Origin of the sequence: Micromonospora sp. NPDC049107 (genome assembly GCF_040648595.1) — a bacterium.
Classification (GTDB): Bacteria; Actinomycetota; Actinomycetes; order Mycobacteriales; family Micromonosporaceae; genus Micromonospora.
The window spans coordinates 223,410-239,834 of the sequence record NZ_JBEZEC010000001.1 but is presented as its reverse complement, the minus strand read 5'-3'; the positions used below and the strand labels follow the sequence as shown (position 1 = coordinate 239,834).

The window sequence follows — 16,425 nt, the reverse complement described above, 5'->3', positions numbered from 1 at the left end:
ACTCGCAGGGCCCGGTTGTCTCTTCGCTCGCCTGAGCCTCCACGAGAGAACACAGGAGCGGTGCATGTCCGGAGACCATGTCAACCATGCCTGGCGCGCGTCGCCGCCGGCTCGCAGCGAAGGTGGAGGCGACGCGTCGACAGCAGAACGACAACCCACGAGTGGTGATCCGGGGCGGACGCTGCGCCACCTCGCCGCCGCCGGTGACCGCAGGGCGGCGCACCTGTGGCTCGCCACCCAGACCGACCTGCTCGCCGTACGCCCTGGAGACGCCGACGTCCCGGTCGCCCAGATCTGGCGCACGGCGCTGCGGCACCACCTCGCCGGGGAACCACACCTGGCGACAGCCCTCCTGGCGACCGCGCCGATCGGCGCGACCGGGCCGCACGCCGTGCAGATGTACTGCCACGCCGCGGTGCACCACCTGCTCGACGACGACATCGAGCGGGCCAGCACCGACGTCGAGGAGGCGGCCCGCGCCGCCCACGCGTGCGGCGTACCGACCGCCCACCAGGCGTACGCCCGGGTGGTCGTGCTGCTCGCCGCCGCCACCGGCGACCCGACGGCGACCCTCGGGCGGGCGGAGGCGACCGACGGGCTGCGCCGCGCCGACGCCAACCTGTTCCGGCTGATGGTCCACCTGGACCTGGCCGGCCACCTGCTGCGGGCCGGCGACGCCGCCGACGCGCTGCGGCAGGCCGAGGCCGCCGTACGACTGACCGAGGTGGCGGGTGACTCCGGCTACGAGCCGTACGCGCTGACCCTGGCCGCCGTGGCGAAGTGCCAGCTCGGACGGTTGGAGGAGGCGCTCGCCGACGGCGCCGCCGGGCTTCGCCTGCGGGAGCTGGCGGGCGTCACCGCCGACGAGGCGTTCTCGCTGGCCGCCCTCGGCATGGTGCACCGCCGACGGCGCGAGCCACGCCAGGCCCGGCAGGCGTTGGAGGGCGCCCTGAGCGCCATGGCCACGTCTCCGTCACGCCCCACCTCGCCGGCCTGGGTGCTCGCCGAGCTGGCGCGGATCCGCGCCGCCGACGACCTGGCCGCCGCGCAGGACCTCGCCGACCGGGCGGTCACCCTGGCCCGGGAGCTCGAACGGCCGTACGCCCTGCTGGCGCGCGGCTGGGTGGCGCTGCTGCGGGGCGACACCGCCGCCGCCCACTTCGACGCCGCCGAAGCCCGTACCGGGGCCACCGTCGGGCGGCGACGCGCCACCCTCATCGAGGCGCTTCAGCTCACCGTGCTCGCGGCGGACGACCCACGCGCGTCCGCCGGGCTGCTCGACGACGCGGCGGCGCTCTGCCGAGAGCTGGGCGACCCGGCCGAGGAGGCCACCGTCCGGCTGATCGCCGCACGCCTGCAGGGTCGGCAGGCCCGTCGCGGCGCCGAGGGCGCCGAACAGAAACTGCGCCGCTGCGGGGTACGCCTCGACCCGGGCGTCGCCGACGGGCTCAGCGCGATCACACTGCGCGTACCGGCGGTGGTCATCCACACCCTCGGCGACTTCCGGGTGTTCCGGGCCGGCGCCGTCGTCCCGTACGGCGAGTGGCAGTCCAAGAAGGCCCGGGACCTGCTGAAGATCCTCGTCGCGCACCGGGGCCGCGCCGTGCCCCGGGCCCGGCTGATGGAGCTGCTCTGGCCGGACGAGTCACCGTCGCGCACCGCGAACCGACTGTCGGTGCTGCTGTCCACGCTGCGTCGGGTGCTCAGCACCGGTCATCGCACCAGCGGTCGGGGGGCAGTCCTGGCCGACCGGGGTTCGGTGGCGATCGACCTCGACGTGATCGACGTGGACGTCGAGACGTTCCTCACCGCGGCCGAGGAGGCACAGGCCGCCCTACGGGCCGGGCACCCCGACACGTCCCGCGCGCTGATGCGCGCCGACGAGTTGTACGGCGGGGACTTCCTCTCCGACGACCCGTACGAGGACTGGGCCCAGCCGCTGCGGGAGGAGGCGCAGGCCGCCCACACCAGTGTGCTGCGGGCCCTGGCCCAGCACACCCCGGACACCGACCAGAAGCTCGTCTACCTGATGCGGCTGGTGCACCGCGACCCGTACGACGAGGACGCCCACCTGGAGTTGGTGCAGGTACTGCGCTCGGCCGGGCGGCACGGCGAGGCGCAACGCCGCTACCGCACGTACGTCGAGCGGATGCGGGAGCTGGGCATCGCCCCGGCGGGCTGCCCGGGGACGGACGCCGACACCGGGCAGCACGCGGACTCGGCGGCTGCGCCGGAGGCGCGGGTCGCCCGGTGGCGGACTCCCGACGCGCAGCCCCCGTGGACGGCAGAGGTGGACGCGGGCCGTCCGGCCGGTGTCCCGGCGCAGCGGACGTCGAGGAGGCTCATCGAGCATCCAGCCTGACCGGCGCTCGTGGGTGACCCTGCGGGCTCACCGCGAGCAGGTCCAGGCGGGTTCCGGCGATGACACGTATGGGGGTCCCTTCTCCGTGATGTCACCTGTCACAGAGTGGGATGCCCCGACCCGGTGGCGGTTCGCGGATCGGGGCAGACCCGATCAGTGGCGGGGCTGGTAGCTCTTGGGCAGGCGCATGCCGCGCTCGGCCATGATCGCCCGCACCCGGTTGGGATAGTTGGTGATGATCCCGTCGACACCCATGTCCATCAGCGCGGACACGGTGGCTGGGTCGTCGCAGGTCCACGGGATGACCTTCAGGCCACGGGCGTGCGCCTCCGCGATCATGGTGGCGTCGGGGTAGAAGCGGAAGTTCGGGTCGGCGATGGTGCCGTTCTGCGGGAAACCGTAGTTCGGCGACAGGGCGGTGACGCCGGGGATGGCGGCGGCCGCCTTGACGAAGTCACCGTCGTAGTCGTCGGCGTCGATCCCACCGAGCCAGGGGGACGCGCCGGGCTTGCCGACCTGGAGGAAGTCGTAGTTCGTCAGGGCCACCAGCGGCCACTTCGGCGCGAGCCGGTGCATTTCCTTCAACGCGCCCCAGTCGAACGACTGGATGGTGACCTGCTTCTCGAGGCCGGAGGCGTGGATCTCCTCGAAGACGCGCCGGACGAACAGCTCTCGGGGCGCGGTCTGCTCGGGTGCTCCCGCCTCGACCTTCGTCTCGATGTTGAGGGTGACCTGCTTCGCCCGGTAGCTCTTGACGAGGTCGAGGACGTCCCTCAACTCGACCATCCGGAAGCCCTTGACCTGCTCCTGCTCGGGAAAGCCCGGGAGCTGCTGGTAGCCGCAGTCCATGGTCTTGACCTGGGCGAGGGTGAGGTCCTTGAGGTACTTGCCGACGTACGGGTACATCGGGTCGCCGGCCGTGACCGGCGCGGTGTCGGCGCACTTCTGCGCGCTGACCTGGCGGTCGTGGTTGACCACGACCTTCTGGTCCTTGGTGATCTGGGTGTCCATCTCCAGGGTGGTGACACCGAGGCGCAGGGCCTTGGCGAAGCCCTCCAGCGACTCCTCGGTGGTCATGCCGATGCCACCGCGGTGCGCCTGGAGGTCGAAGTGGGTCTTCTGCGGGAGCAGCGCGTTGGCACTGTCGACGGTCGACGCGTGCGCGGCCACCGGAACGGCGAGCGCGGGCAGGACGACGAGGCCCGCCAGAATGTGACGCAGGGACATGGTACGAGAACCTCAGCTCTTCAGGTGCAGATGCGCTGGCCACGCTAGGTGGGAGACGGTCGGCCCCGATGACCTCGCCGCGTGCGGAGCGTGAACGCTCGCCGAACCTCAGAAGCACCTGCCGTTCGCCGACGGCCGCCCTGTCGATGCGGTGACCGTCGGCGAACGCCCCACGGCTAACCGCCGAGGGTGACGTGCAGGACGCGCTCGTTGCTGTTGTTCGGGGTGCTGTCCTTGTCACCGGTGTTGGTGGTGGTCAGCCACAGACCCCCGCCCGGGGCCGGCTCCACGGTGCGCAGCCGACCGTAGGTGCCGCTGAAGTACGTCTGCACGTTCGTCAGGCTGCTGCCGCTGATCACGGCGCGGTACATCCGCGCGCCACGAGCGCAGGCGACGTAGAGGGCGTCGCGCACGATCGTGATGCCGGAGCAGGAGCCCTCGGCGGTCGGGTAGGTGCGCGCCGGCGCGAGGTAACCGGCGGTGCCGCAGGTGCCGCTGGTGCCCTCGCAGGCCGGCCAGCCGTAGTTCCCACCCTTGGTGATCAGGTTCGTCTCGTCCATGATCGAGTTACCGAACTCCTGCTCCCACAGGCGGCCCTGCGAGTCGAACGCGAGCCCCTGCGGATTGCGGTGCCCGTAGCTCCACACGTGGTTGCCGAACGGGTTGTCACTCGGGACGCTGCCGTCCGGGTTGAGGCGAAGGATCTTGCCCTCCAGAGCGGCACGATCCTGGGCGTACGCGCCGTTCTGCGCGTCGCCGGTGCTCGCGTAGAGCTTGCCGTCCGGGCCGAACCGCAGCCGGCCGCCGTTGTGGTACTTGTTACGCCGGATCCCGCTCAGCAGGACCTGTTCGCCGGAGGTGGTGAGCCTGCCGTTCTCCAGCTTGATCCGCACGATCCGGTTGTCGCTCGGCGAGGTGTGCATGATGTAGAGCCACCGGTCGCTGGCGAAGCTCGACGAGATCGCGAGGCCCATCAGTCCACCCTCGCCGTCGGTGCTCTGCACGTTCGGCACGGTGCCGACGGTGGTCTTCGCCCCCGTGGCCGGGTCGAGCTGGATGATGTCGTGCGCGTCGCGGCGGTTGTACAGGACGGTCCCGTCCGGCAGCGTCACCAGCCCCCACGGAACGTCGGTGTCGGTCGTGACCTGGCGCACCGTGCACACCGGGTTGGCGCAGGTGGCACCGGTGCTCACCGCGACGGAGGCGCTGCGCGAGGAGGCGTTGTCCTGCCCGTCGCGGGCCGCCACCTGGTACTGGTAGGTGGTGTTCGCCGCCAGGCCGCTGTCGGTGAAGGTGGTCACCGGCGGAGCGCCGGTCACGGCGCCGATCTTCACGCCACCGCGGTAGATGTCGTACGCCCGGACCCCGACGTTGTCGCTGGACGCGGTCCAGCGCAGGGTGACGGTGGTGCCCGAGGCGCTGCCCGTGAGCTGCGTCGGCGTGCTCGGCGGCACCGTGTCGGCCTGGCACTGCGGCGGGGTGATCGTCACGGTGGAGCTGGCCTGCGACACGTTGCCGGCGGCGTCCCGCGCGTTGACGTAGAGGCCCCAGGTCGCGCCGGGCACGACGGTGAGGTTGGCGGACAGGGTGCTTGCGCTCACCGACGTCATCAGCTGGCCGTCGTGGTAGATGTCGTAGTACGCCACCGCCACGTTGTCCGTCGAGGCGTTCCAGGCGAACGTCACCGAGTTGCAGGTCAGACCGCTGACCCGGGCGTTGCCGGGCGGCGTGGGTGGCTGGCTGTCGGCGCTGCCGAACGACGACGTCCAGCGCTGGTTGGCCTGCCCGTTACAGGTCCAGAGACCGACCGTCGTGCTGTTGGCGGTGCCGCCACCCGTCACGTCCAGGCAGAGTCCCGACTGGACGCCGACGATGGTCCCGTTGGTGTTGATCTGCCAGCGCTGGTTCGCCCCGCCGGTGCAGCCGTAGATCTGCACGGCGGCCGGCGCGGTGGTGTCCTGCCCGACGACGTCCAGGCACATCGTCGCGTCGTAGACCCGCAACTCGCCGGCCGCGGTGAGGGTCCACGCCTGGTTGGCCTGTCCGCCGCAGTCATAGATATTGATCCCGGTGCCGGCGGTCCGGCCGCCGCCCACCACGTCCAGGCATCGGCCGGACGCCGCGCCGACGATCGTCGACGGACCGGCCGCCGACGCCGGCACGCCGAGCGTCACGGCCACCAGCACCGCCACGGTCACCGGCGGCAGGAGCCGTCGTGGTCTGAGCCGCGCGAAAATGCTCATCCGTCCTCCAAGGTCGGGGCATCGACCGGCCCGACCCGACGCCGGGCGACCCAGCGCCCGACCAGACCGACGAGAAGGCAACATCGACCATCAAAGATGGATTCCCGACACATGTCAACGATCTCGTTCGATCGAGGACAAACCGCGTCAACAAAGCCGGCTCTCCACGGATCGGCCTTCATGCGGCGTAATGGTGCAGCGACACGGCGTGGCGGGGCCTGCGCGGGGTGCGGCGTGGTGGGGCCTGCTCGCGGCGGCGTGGTGTGGCGGGGCCCGCTCGCGGCGGCGTGGTGTGGTGGGCCGGCATGGCGGCGCGGCGTGGCGCGGCGGCCCAGCAACCGCCGCGCCACCAGCGCCTGTCGGCGCCGAGCCGGACCGCCCGGTCCGCCGCTCCGGGCGGCCCCGCAGCGCAGTCTCCACCCGACCGGGCGGGCCTCCCGGCGGATGGATCCCTGCGCGTACCGACGTCGTGCGCCGCGATGGCGTCGGCCGGCCCGCCCCGCCAACAGCGGCCGGCGCTCGGGTCGCCGTGGACGACCTTGATCGACGCTCATCGAGGTCCGTCGGTGGCGAAAGTATTGGTACGGCGGAACTGCGATGTCAACGTTTCTCGGAAAGTTTGCGAAAGGTCAGACGGCACGCGGGTGCCAACCAATAGCCGTCTTCGCTGGCCCTGACACTGGCCAGGAGATTGAACTCACAACCGACGTTGCAGAACCTCGTCAGGCGATCTGATTGACGCCGATAGTTCCGATGAATTTCCGGATCACCGTGATCGACGCTCGACCTTCGGCAGCCGACGCGCCTGCGGTCCGCGCATCGCCGCAGGTGGATCGCCACTGCTCGGCACCAGGATGACCGCGCTGCGACGGCCCTGCGGCGCTATCGGAGGACTTCCGGAACTTATTGACGGCCTCGAATTTGCGCTGCGATACTCCGATCCACCGTGATCGATGCACCCGGTGTCCGTGGGGTAGCCGTCGATCTCCCACCCACCACCAACCACGTCCGGACCGTGCTCTCCTTCCACACCGGGACGGGACCGGGCCGGTAGAAGGGGCACAGATGAGCACTGTCTCCGCTGGCACGCTCGTACGGTCCAGGCCACTACGGGCGGCGCTGTCCATCCTCGTCACCGCCGCCGCGGCGTGCGCCGTCGTCGCGGCCACCGCCACCCCGTCGAACGCCGCCACCTGCAACGGCTACGTCGGCCTCACCTTCGATGACGGCCCGACCGGCAGCACCAGCGCTCTGCTGAACGTGCTGCGGGCCAACGGCGTACGGGCCACCATGTTCAACGTCGGGCAGAACGTGCAGAACAACCGGTCGGCGGCGCAGGCGCAGGTGTCCGCCGGCATGTGGGTCGGTAACCACAGCTGGAACCACGCCCACATGACGTCGATGAGTCAGTCCCAGATGCAGTCCGACCTGTCCCAGACGAGTTCGGCCATCCAGTCGGCGACCGGCGTCCGACCCCAGTTGTTCCGGCCTCCGTACGGGGAGACCAACTCCACCCTTCAGTCGGTCGCCTCCTCGCTCGGGATGCGGCAGGTGATCTGGGACGTCGACTCCCAGGACTGGAACGGCGCCAGCGTCAGCCAGATCGTGTCGAACGCCAGCCGCCTCCAGGCTGGTCAGGTCATCCTCATGCACGACGGCATCCAGAACACCCGGGACGCCATCGGGCAGATCATGGCCAACCTGACCAGCCGCAACCTCTGCCCGGGCATGATCTCGCCGTCCACCGGCCGGGCGGTCGCGCCCGACGGGGCCACCCCGCCGCCGAGCGGCACCACGCCGCCCCCCAGCGCGACGACCCCACCGCCCAGCGGCGGATCCTGCACCGCCACCGCGTCGACCCCCAACGTGTGGGGCGACCGGTACAACACCTCGGTGACGGTCAGCGGCAGCAACACCTGGACCGTGGTCATCGCCCTCACCTCGCCGCAGCGCGTCTCCACCGTCTGGAACGGCAACGCCAGCTGGGACAGCAGCGGCACGGTGATGACCGTGCGGTCCAACGGCAGCGGCAACACCTTCGGCTTCACCACGATGTTCAACGGCAACAGCAGCGCCCGACCACAGATCCGCTCCTGTAGCGCCGGCTGACACCCCGGACGCGTCCCGCGTGGCGGCCACGGCAGCGCCACGCGGGACACGTCCCCTGACCGCGGCCCACGCCGCCGCCGCGACCCCGGTCCGATCCGGAAGTGGCGGGAACCACACCGGCCGATGTCGCGACTACCAGACATGTCACTGACCGAGCTGTCCGGCACGCCGACGCCGGAGGAGTCCATCCCGGCGGAACCCCCGACCCAGCCGACCCGGCGCACCTCGCCGTTCGGTGCGCTGCTGGTCCGGCTGCACTTCTACGCCGGCATCCTCGTCGCGCCGTTCCTCGTGGTCGCCGCGCTGACCGGGCTCGCCTACACGGTCGCGCCGCAACTGGACGGCGCGCTCTACGGCGACCAGTTGACCGTGGCCGCGCGGGGTGACCGTCCACTCCCCCTCGCCGACCAGATCGCCGCCGCCCGCGCCGCGCACCCCACCGGCACCATCGCCACCGTCCAGCCCGGGGACGGCGACCGGACCACCCGGGTGGCGTTCTCCCTGCCCGAGCTCGGCGAGAAGGTGCACACCGTCTACGTCGACCCGTACACCGCCGAGGTCCGAGGTCAGCTCACCACCTGGTTCGGCTCCACGCCGGCCACCACCTGGCTGGACGACCTGCACCGCAACCTGCACCTCGGCGTGGTGGGCCGGCACTACTCGGAGCTGGCGGCGAGTTGGCTCTGGGTGCTGGCCCTCGGCGGCCTGCTCCTGTGGTGGCGACGACGCAGCGCCTCCCGGTCCGCCGCCCGGCACCTGTTCGTGCCGAACCTGTCCACCGGCAGGGGTGTCCGCCGTACCCGGGGATGGCACGCCACGACCGGCGTCTGGCTGGTCGTCGGCCTGCTGTTCCTCTCGGTGACCGGCCTGACCTGGTCCCGCTACGCCGGAGCCAACTTCGGCGCCGGCCTCGACGCCCTCGACGCCCGCTCCCCCGAGATCTCCACCAGCCTCACCGCCGTCCCCGCCGAGAGCGGCGGCGGCCACCACCATGGGGACGCCCCGGCGGAAGGGGTCGTCGACCCGGCGGCCTTCGACCGGGTCCTGACGGCTGCTCGTACGGCCGACCTCTCCGGCCCGGTCGAGATGACCCCGGCAGAGGCGGGCACCGCGTGGACCGTCACGCAGATCGACAACACCTGGCCGGTCGCGAAGGACCGGGTCGCCGTCGACCCCACCAGCGCGATGATCACCGCCCGCAGCGACTTCGCCGACTGGCCTCTCCTGGCGAAACTGAGCGGCCTCGGCACCCAGGCCCACATGGGTGTCCTCTTCGGCCCGGTCAACCAGATCCTGCTCGCCGCGCTGGCCCTCGGGCTGCTCTGCGTCGTCGTCTGGGGTTACCGCATGTGGTGGCAGCGCCGGCCGACCCGCGCCGACCGTCGCGCGCTCGTCGGCGCACCGCCGGCCCGTGGAGGCGTACGCCGGCTGCCCTGGTGGGCGGTGCTGCTCGGCGCGGCGGCGACCGTGGCGGTGGGTTGGGCCCTACCCCTGTTCGGCCTCAGCCTGCTCGCCTTCGGAGTCGTCGACGTCGTCGCGGGCGTGGTGTCCCGGCGTCGGCGTCCCGACGCCATGCCCGTCTCCCCGGCGCCGGCCGGGAGCTGACCCGTCGGACCCGAGTGGGTCGGGCCGGCCCCGGCCTCCGGGGGCCTTCAGCCTTCGGTGTCGTCGCCGCCGTTCGGAAGGGCCGCCAGGCTGCCGCGCAGGGCGGTGCGGAACTCCGCGTACCGGTCGGGGCCGAGCGCGTCGGAGAGTTGCCGTTCGATCGCCGCCACGAAGTCGTCGGACGCCTCCATGAGCCGGAGCCCCCGCTCGGTCGGCACGATCAGTTTCGCCCGGCGGTCGGCCGGGTCTGGCGTACGTCGCACGTAGCCGAGCCGTTCCAGCTCGTCGAGGATCGCGCCCATCGTCTGCTTGTTCCGCCCGGCCAGTCGCGCCAGCTCGCCGGGGCGCGTCCCCTCCGGATCCAGGTAGGCCAGGACGGCGCCATGGCGGGGTCGCACGTCGTCGAAGCCGTAATCGGCGGCGCGCGTGAAGATCTCCCGCTGGACACGCCCGGAGAGCTGCACGGCCAGGATGCCGAGGTCGGGATCCTGCTCCTTACGTGTGCTGCGCTTCATATTTTGGTCCAATCATTGGACGGTACAAGTTTTGGACTATAACGTCTCACCGGTGACCAGCGGGCCCGTCCGGGTCCGCGCGAATCCGGAGGACGACCATGACCATTCTGATCACCGGAGCGACCGGCACGGTCTCGCGGGAGGTGCTGCGCGAACTCGCCGGCAGCGAGCAGGTACGGGCGCTCGTGCGGGACCCGTCGCGAGCATCCGCGCTCGACGGCGTCGAGTACGTCGTCGGCGACCTGGACCGCCCCTCGACGCTGACGCAGGCGTTCGAGGGCGTACGCACCCTGTGGCTGCTCACTCCGATGGGCCCGATCGCGCCCAGTCAGAGTATGAACGCGGTCTGGGCCGCGCGGCAGGCCGGCGTGCAGCACATCGTCCGGCTCTCCGCGATCGGCGCCGCGCACGACGCCCCCACCCGCAACGGCCGCCTGCACGCGCTGTCCGACGCCGAGGTACAGGCGTCCGGCATCCCCTGGACGATCCTGCGACCGAGTTACTTCATGCAGAACCTGCTTGGGTCGCTGGCCGGCGAGCAGCTCTACGGACTCTTCGGCGCGGCGCGGGTCGGCCTCGTGGACGCGCGGGACATCGCCGCCGTCGGGGCCGCGATCCTCGCCGCGCCGCGGCCGCACGAGGGCATGATCTACACGCCCACCGGCCCGGAGAGCATCACCCTGGACCAGGCGGCGCAGGACATCAGCCGGACGATCGACCGCCCGGTCCGGTACCTCCCGCAGAGCCCCGAGCAGACGCGTGACGGGCTCCTCGCGGCCGGTCTGGACCAGTGGTCGGCGGAGGTCCTCACCGAGTACCGGGTCGCCTACGGCAGCGGCTGGGGCGACTTCACCAACGACCACGTCGCCCGGGTGACCGGCCGACCGCCGCGAACCTTCGCCGAGTTCGCGCACGACCACCGCGAGCGGCTCGCGGCGGCCTGAGCCGTCGCGCCGGCGCGCTGCGGCCGGCACGGCTCCGCGACCCGGACGCCGCAGCGGGGCGATGCGCTCTCCGGTGGCCGTGCCGGAGAGCGCATCAGCGGCGGCCAACGCGTCGGTGTCGCGCGAAGCACATCATCGGTTCGGCGATTTGTCCGGTTCAGCCGCTCGAACCGACAAATTGGTGGAACGATGACTGTCGTGGGAACTGCCAATACCGCCATGCCTGCCATCTCGCCCCTCGCCGGTGAGCCGATCAAGCGCGCCGACGCCGAACGGCTCGCCGGGGTGCTGAAGGCGTTCGCCGATCCGGCCCGACTGCGCCTGCTCAGCCTGATCCAGGCCGCCCCGGAGGGCGAGGCCTCGGTCACCGACCTCACCGCGCCGCTCAACCTCTCTCAGCCGACCGTGAGCCATCACCTGCGGATTCTCACCGAGGCCGGGCTGATCGAGCGGGAGAAGCGTGGGGTCTGGGCCTATTACCGCATCGTGCCCTCGGCGATCGCGGCGATAGCCGACCTGCTGACCCCGCCCCGCAAGAGGCCGACCAAAAAGACCCGCTGAGCGGTCGCCTCGTCGGCGACGGTGACGCTGGCCGTCAGCGGACGCGGGCGACCGCGCCGTTGAACGACACGTCCTGCGCGGACGGACGCGGCTGCGGCGCGTCGTCGGCGTGCCACCGCGCCACCGAGACGATGCCCGGCTCGACGAGTTCCAGCCCGTCCAACAGGGCCGCGAACTGCTCGGTGCTGCGCGCCTGGAAGCGGCCGTCGCGATTGTTGGCGGCCAACCCGGCGGTGACCGCAGGCGGCAGATGCTCCCAGGTGACGTGTGAGGCGACCACGTAGCTGCCGGACGGCAGCGCGGCGACGAGCCGATCCAGGATGCCCTTGGGGTCCTCGTCGTCGCGGACGAAGTGCAGGATGGCCACCAGCATCAACGCGACGGGCTGCGCCAGGTCCAACGTCGCGCGCAGGTCGGGATGGGCGAGGATCCCGGCCGGCGCGCGCAGGTCGGCGTCGAGGTACGCCGTCCGCCCCTCGGGCGTGCTGGACAACAGCGCGCGGGCGTGGGCGAGGACGATCGGGTCATTGTCGACGTAGACGACACGCGCCGACGGGTCGACGGCCTGCGCGACCTCGTGGGTGTTGTCGGCGGTCGGGATGCCGGTCCCGATGTCCAGGAACTGCCGGACACCGCGCTGGGCCAGGAAGCGCACCGCGCGTTGCAGGAACATCCGATTCTCGATCGCGGCGAGCCGGATGGTGGGCATCGCCGCCGCGAGGGCGTCACCGGACGCCCGGTCGGCAGCGAAGTTGTCCTTGCCGCCCAGCAGGTAGTTGTACCTGCGCGCCGGGTGCGCGACCGAGGTGTCGATCCGGTCGGTGGCCGCCGGGTGTCCGCCGTGCGATGTCATCCGGCCTCCCCCATCGCTGCGCATCCTCCACAAGGTACACACCTCGGCGGCGAGGCGAATGCCCGCCGACGCCGCGCTCAGGAGGCGCAGCCCTCGCCTGCCTCGGCCGGCTCGACGCCGCGTACCCCGGCGAGGATGTCGGCGGCGGTGTGCGCCCGGATGCCGGACTGCGCCTCCTCGGCGAACCGGGCGACGACCGCTCGGACGTGCCGCTCGGCGGGCGCGGCGAGGCCGTCGTAGATGGCCTCGAAGAGTTCCCGCGCCGGCCGCCGGAGCCATCCGGCCGGCAGGAGGTCCAGGGGCAGCCGCGGGTCGAGGGTCGGAAAGCGGCGGAAGGTGTCCATGACCTCGGTACGCGTTCGCACGGCCGCCGCGCCGTCGACGCGCTCCGACCGCGCCTGCGGCACCAGAGGCGTCCACCGCCGAAGGAACTCCTCGTAGTGCCGGCCGATCGCCTCGATGTCCCAGGCGTCGATCGGAGAGCGCTGGGCGATGGCGTCAAGGTCGGCCTGCCGTCCCCGGAACACCGTGACGGCGCCCCGGGTGAACCGGGCGATCTGGGCTCTGCCCTGCGGGCTCAGCTCGTACGGCGAGATCCACAGCCCGTCGTACAGGGGCGCGTACCCGAGCCAGCGGAGTTGGCCGCGCAGGGCCCGCCGCTGCGCGCCACGGTCCTGGGGCAGGGAGAAGGCGACGATGGTCCAGCAGCCGTCCCACGCGACCACCTCGGTGGTCGCGGCCAGGATCCAACTCCCGCCGCTGGACAGGTTCGCGGCGGCGGCCCGGCTGAGCCGGTAGGAGCTGCGTCGACCCTCCCGGCTGCCCTCCAGCACACCGCGCCGGGCCAACCGGCTGATCGCGGCACGCGCGCCGGCCGTACTCACACCGGACTCGGCGAGCAGCGCGACGAGGGCTGCGGACGGAACCCGCGCACGGGTCCGCAGCGTGTAGTCGGCCAGCAGGGTCACCGCGAGGTCCTGCGGGGAGCTGCCGGCCTGCCGCCGGGGCAGTCGCGGCGGCTCGTCCCCGTCGTCGGGATAGATCTCCTCGATCGGGAAGGGGTTTGCCACAGGCGCTCCCGGCTCGACTCAGGGACGGTGCACCGACTGTAGACGCCGCCACCCGGGCGGCGGCGTCGGCACCAACGCCATTCGATCGAGGTGCATCGATTGACACTTCAGCGACCGCGAGGAACACTATCTGCTACGCGACGCCGTACGCAGCCGGGCACAGGGCGAGCACACGTAGTGGGCGAGGCGCGATCACCACGGGAGTCGGGCGCACCCGTGACCGCACAGCGCGCGACCCCACACCCACCCCGCACAGGTGATCGAAGGAGCCATCCCCGTGAAAATCCGAAGGAAACTGCTGCTCGGCCTGGTCACGTCACTGGTGGCGGCCGGCCTGGTGGCCCCCGCGCTCCAACCCGCGTACGCCGCCTCCCTCACCGAGGTGACCACGTTCGGCGACAACCCGGGCCGGATGCGCATGCACGTCTACGTGCCGGACACCCGCCCGACCAGGCCGGCGATCGTCGTGGCCATGCACGGCTGCGGCGGGTCAGGCCCCGGCTTCTACTCCGGGAGCGAGTTCGCCGCCCAGGCCGACCGGTACGGGTTCATCGTGATCTACCCGTCGGCGACCCAGCAGGCCGGCTTCGGCAACTGCTTCGACACCTGGTCGGACGCCGCCAAGCGCCGTGGCGGTGGCAGCGACCCCGTGTCGATCATCTCGATGATCCGCTACGCGCAGCAGCAGTACGGGGGCGACCCCGACCGGGTGTACGCCACCGGCAGCTCGTCCGGCGGCATGATGACCAACCACATGCTGGCCCTCTACCCTGACGTCTTCAAGGCCGGCGCGGCGTTCATGGGTGTCCCCTACAACTGCTTCGCCAACGCGGCCGACTACCCGCCGGGCAGCAGCCAGTGCACCGGCGGGAACATGAACCGGACCCCGCAGCAGTGGGGTGACGCGGTGCGCGGGGCGTATCCCGGCTATACCGGTCCCCGCCCACGGGTGCAGTTGTGGCACGGCACCAGCGACACGCTCGTTCCGTTCTCGCTGCTGCAGGAGACGATCGAGCAGTGGACCAACGTGTTCGGGCTCAGCCAGACACCCACCTCCACCGACACGCCGCAGACCAACTGGAACCGCCGCCGGTACGCCGACGCCAGCGGGACCGTCCAGGTCGAGGCGTACAGCATCCAGGGCGCGGGGCACAGCCTGCCGGCCGGTGGCATGGCCGCCGCCGCCGTCGCGTTCTTCGGCCTGACCGCCCCGCCGAACCCGACGACCCCGCCGCCGAACCCGACGACCCCGCCGCCCAACCCGACGACCCCGCCGCCGAACCCGACGACCCCGCCGCCGAACCCGACCACCCCGCCGCCGAACCCGACCACCCCGCCGCCGAGTTCGGGCGCGTGCCGGGTGGGCGTCGCGATCAACGCCTGGAACAACGGGCTGACCGAGAACATCACCATCACCAACACCGGAACCAGCGCCGTCAACGGCTGGTCGCTCGTCTTCACCCTGCCCGGCGGGCAGAGCATCACCTCGGGCTGGAACGCGACCTACTCGCCCACGTCCGGCCAGGTGACAGCCCGCAACGCCGCCTACAACGCCAGCATCCCGCCGAACGGATCGTTAACCATCGGCTTCCAGGCCACGCACACCGGCAACACCGCCCGGCCAGGTGCGTTCACCCTCAACGGCGCGACCTGCGCGATCGCCTGACCGACAGCGAGCCGTTCCGACCAGATCGAGCGGGCCCCGTCGCCCACGGCGGCGGGGCCGGCCCGATTCAGTTCCCGGACGGCACCTGGTCGACGACCTCGTCGTAGCCGACCGCGCCGGGCGCCGCCGTCGGCGCGTAGATCACGCGGAGCACGCCCGTCGGGAACACCTCGGTCGCGGTAACCCGCAGGTGGTACGGCGTGTCGCCGTCGTCGAAGAGCCGGCGCCCCTTGCGGGCCGCCACCGGGTGTACCAGCAGACGCAGCTCGTCGACCAGCCCGGCGGCGAGGAGCTGCTGGACGACCGAGATCGACCCGGGGATGAGGATGCCCTTGATCCCGGGGTCGGCCTTGAGCGCGGCGACGGCCTCGGGGAGATCGCCGGCGACGAGCTCCGAGTTGCGCCACGCGAAGTCCACCGGCTGGCGGGAGACGACGACCTTACGGACGTCACCGAGCTGCTTGGCGAACCCGGCGTCCTCGCCGCCGGCGGCCTCCCGGTCGGGCCAGGCCCCGGCGAAGCTGTCGTAGGTCACCCGGCCGATCAGCAGCACGTCGGACGTGTCGTAGTCCTCGGTGACGGCGCGACCCATGTTCTCGTCGAAGTACGGGAAGTGCCAGTCCGGGTCGATCTCGGCCACGCCGTCGGCCGAGATGAACAGCGTGGAGATGACCTTCGCCATCGCGGTGCTCCTTCACGTGAGGTGCTGTCGGGCTCATAGACGGGCACAGCATCGCAAACTCGTACGACGGTTACCGCCCTCTGCGGCCGGAAAACGCGGACGAGCCCCAGCCACCGGTCCCCGGGGCTCACCGGCCGTCAGGGCAAAGAAGGCGGCGCCGGGTCACATCCTCCACGGGGAATGGAGATCCCAGGGCGGGCGGTGCGGCTATCACGGAGCCTCGACGATGGGCTTACGGAACGGGCCCCAGCCGACGAACCGGTCGAACAGGGCGCGCGGGCTCGGCCCGTCGTGCGGGTTCAGGTGGTACAGGTCGCGCATCGCCTCGTACAGCAGCCCGGCCAGGTAGATCGACAGGCTCGGCATTGAGTTTTCGTACTCGGCCTTCAACATGAGCCGCGCCGTCGCGCACGGCCACGGCTGACCGTCGGCGCGGCACGCCCAGTGCGGCCGTAACGGCGTGTGCGGCGGGCCCTGGCGGTGCTGACGCGGACGGTCCGCGACCGGTCCCCGCTCAGGGACGGAAACCTGCGTAGATATCACTTCCGACCCCCGCTCGCCCGGAACTCCTGCGCCGGGGTCAGGTGA

General features: G+C 71.7%; 13 protein-coding genes. 6 read left to right on the top strand and 7 right to left on the bottom strand.

Features of this window, described 5'->3' with window-relative positions:
• The first annotated feature begins 64 nt into the window (after positions 1-64).
• Complete coding sequence (locus tag AB0B55_RS00975; RefSeq protein ID WP_357169224.1) at positions 65-2,362, top strand: BTAD domain-containing putative transcriptional regulator; 2,298 nt, start codon at positions 65-67, stop codon at positions 2,360-2,362.
• Between the two features lie 153 nt (positions 2,363-2,515).
• Here AB0B55_RS00975 and AB0B55_RS00970 read toward each other — a convergent pair whose 3' ends face one another.
• Positions 2,516-3,589, bottom strand: coding sequence for a glycerophosphodiester phosphodiesterase family protein (locus AB0B55_RS00970; RefSeq protein WP_357125595.1), 1,074 nt, complete (start codon positions 3,587-3,589; stop codon positions 2,516-2,518).
• A 176-nt stretch (positions 3,590-3,765) separates the two neighbouring features.
• Complete coding sequence (locus AB0B55_RS00965) at positions 3,766-5,832, bottom strand: PQQ-dependent sugar dehydrogenase (RefSeq protein WP_357125592.1); 2,067 nt, start codon at positions 5,830-5,832, stop codon at positions 3,766-3,768.
• A gap of 1,065 nt (positions 5,833-6,897) precedes the next feature.
• On the opposite strand from AB0B55_RS00965, the gene AB0B55_RS00960 reads away from it, so the two are divergent.
• Positions 6,898-7,941 carry a polysaccharide deacetylase family protein gene (locus AB0B55_RS00960; RefSeq protein ID WP_357125589.1) on the top strand — a complete coding sequence of 348 codons (1,044 nt, stop codon included), beginning with the start codon at positions 6,898-6,900 and terminating at the stop codon, positions 7,939-7,941.
• A gap of 141 nt (positions 7,942-8,082) precedes the next feature.
• Positions 8,083-9,546, top strand: a complete 1,464-nt coding sequence (locus tag AB0B55_RS00955; RefSeq protein ID WP_357125586.1) for a PepSY domain-containing protein — start codon at positions 8,083-8,085, stop codon at positions 9,544-9,546.
• Positions 9,547-9,593: 47 nt separating this feature from the next.
• Here AB0B55_RS00955 and AB0B55_RS00950 read toward each other — a convergent pair whose 3' ends face one another.
• Entirely contained in the window at positions 9,594-10,061 is a 468-nt protein-coding gene (locus AB0B55_RS00950; RefSeq protein ID WP_357125583.1) for a MarR family transcriptional regulator, read from the bottom strand.
• Between the two features lie 98 nt (positions 10,062-10,159).
• Here AB0B55_RS00950 and AB0B55_RS00945 point away from each other — a divergent pair, with 98 nt between their 5' ends.
• Both AB0B55_RS00945 and AB0B55_RS00940 read left to right on the top strand, forming a co-directional pair.
• Complete coding sequence (locus AB0B55_RS00945; RefSeq protein ID WP_357125580.1) at positions 10,160-11,005, top strand: SDR family oxidoreductase; 846 nt, start codon at positions 10,160-10,162, stop codon at positions 11,003-11,005.
• Between the two features lie 219 nt (positions 11,006-11,224).
• A complete protein-coding gene (locus AB0B55_RS00940) occupies positions 11,225-11,566 on the top strand; it encodes a metalloregulator ArsR/SmtB family transcription factor (protein ID WP_355240301.1) in 342 nt (113 codons plus the stop codon).
• 34 nt (positions 11,567-11,600) lie between these two features.
• Here the strand turns inward: AB0B55_RS00940 and AB0B55_RS00935 are convergent, their stop codons facing one another.
• Both AB0B55_RS00935 and AB0B55_RS00930 read right to left on the bottom strand, forming a co-directional pair.
• On the bottom strand, positions 11,601-12,419 hold the full coding sequence (locus AB0B55_RS00935) for an SAM-dependent methyltransferase (protein ID WP_357169221.1): 819 nt from the start codon (positions 12,417-12,419) through the stop codon (positions 11,601-11,603).
• 77 nt (positions 12,420-12,496) lie between these two features.
• Positions 12,497-13,489 carry a PaaX family transcriptional regulator C-terminal domain-containing protein gene (locus AB0B55_RS00930; protein ID WP_357169218.1) on the bottom strand — a complete coding sequence of 331 codons (993 nt, stop codon included), beginning with the start codon at positions 13,487-13,489 and terminating at the stop codon, positions 12,497-12,499.
• A 277-nt stretch (positions 13,490-13,766) separates the two neighbouring features.
• Here AB0B55_RS00930 and AB0B55_RS00925 point away from each other — a divergent pair, with 277 nt between their 5' ends.
• Positions 13,767-15,155, top strand: a complete 1,389-nt coding sequence (locus AB0B55_RS00925) for a PHB depolymerase family esterase (RefSeq protein WP_357169215.1) — start codon at positions 13,767-13,769, stop codon at positions 15,153-15,155.
• Between the two features lie 67 nt (positions 15,156-15,222).
• Here the strand turns inward: AB0B55_RS00925 and AB0B55_RS00920 are convergent, their stop codons facing one another.
• Positions 15,223-15,837, bottom strand: coding sequence for a dihydrofolate reductase family protein (locus AB0B55_RS00920; protein ID WP_357125568.1), 615 nt, complete (start codon positions 15,835-15,837; stop codon positions 15,223-15,225).
• Positions 15,838-16,047: 210 nt separating this feature from the next.
• Positions 16,048-16,377 carry a hypothetical protein gene (locus tag AB0B55_RS00915; protein WP_357125717.1) on the bottom strand — a complete coding sequence of 110 codons (330 nt, stop codon included), beginning with the start codon at positions 16,375-16,377 and terminating at the stop codon, positions 16,048-16,050.
• Between the last annotated feature and the right edge of the window lie 48 nt (positions 16,378-16,425).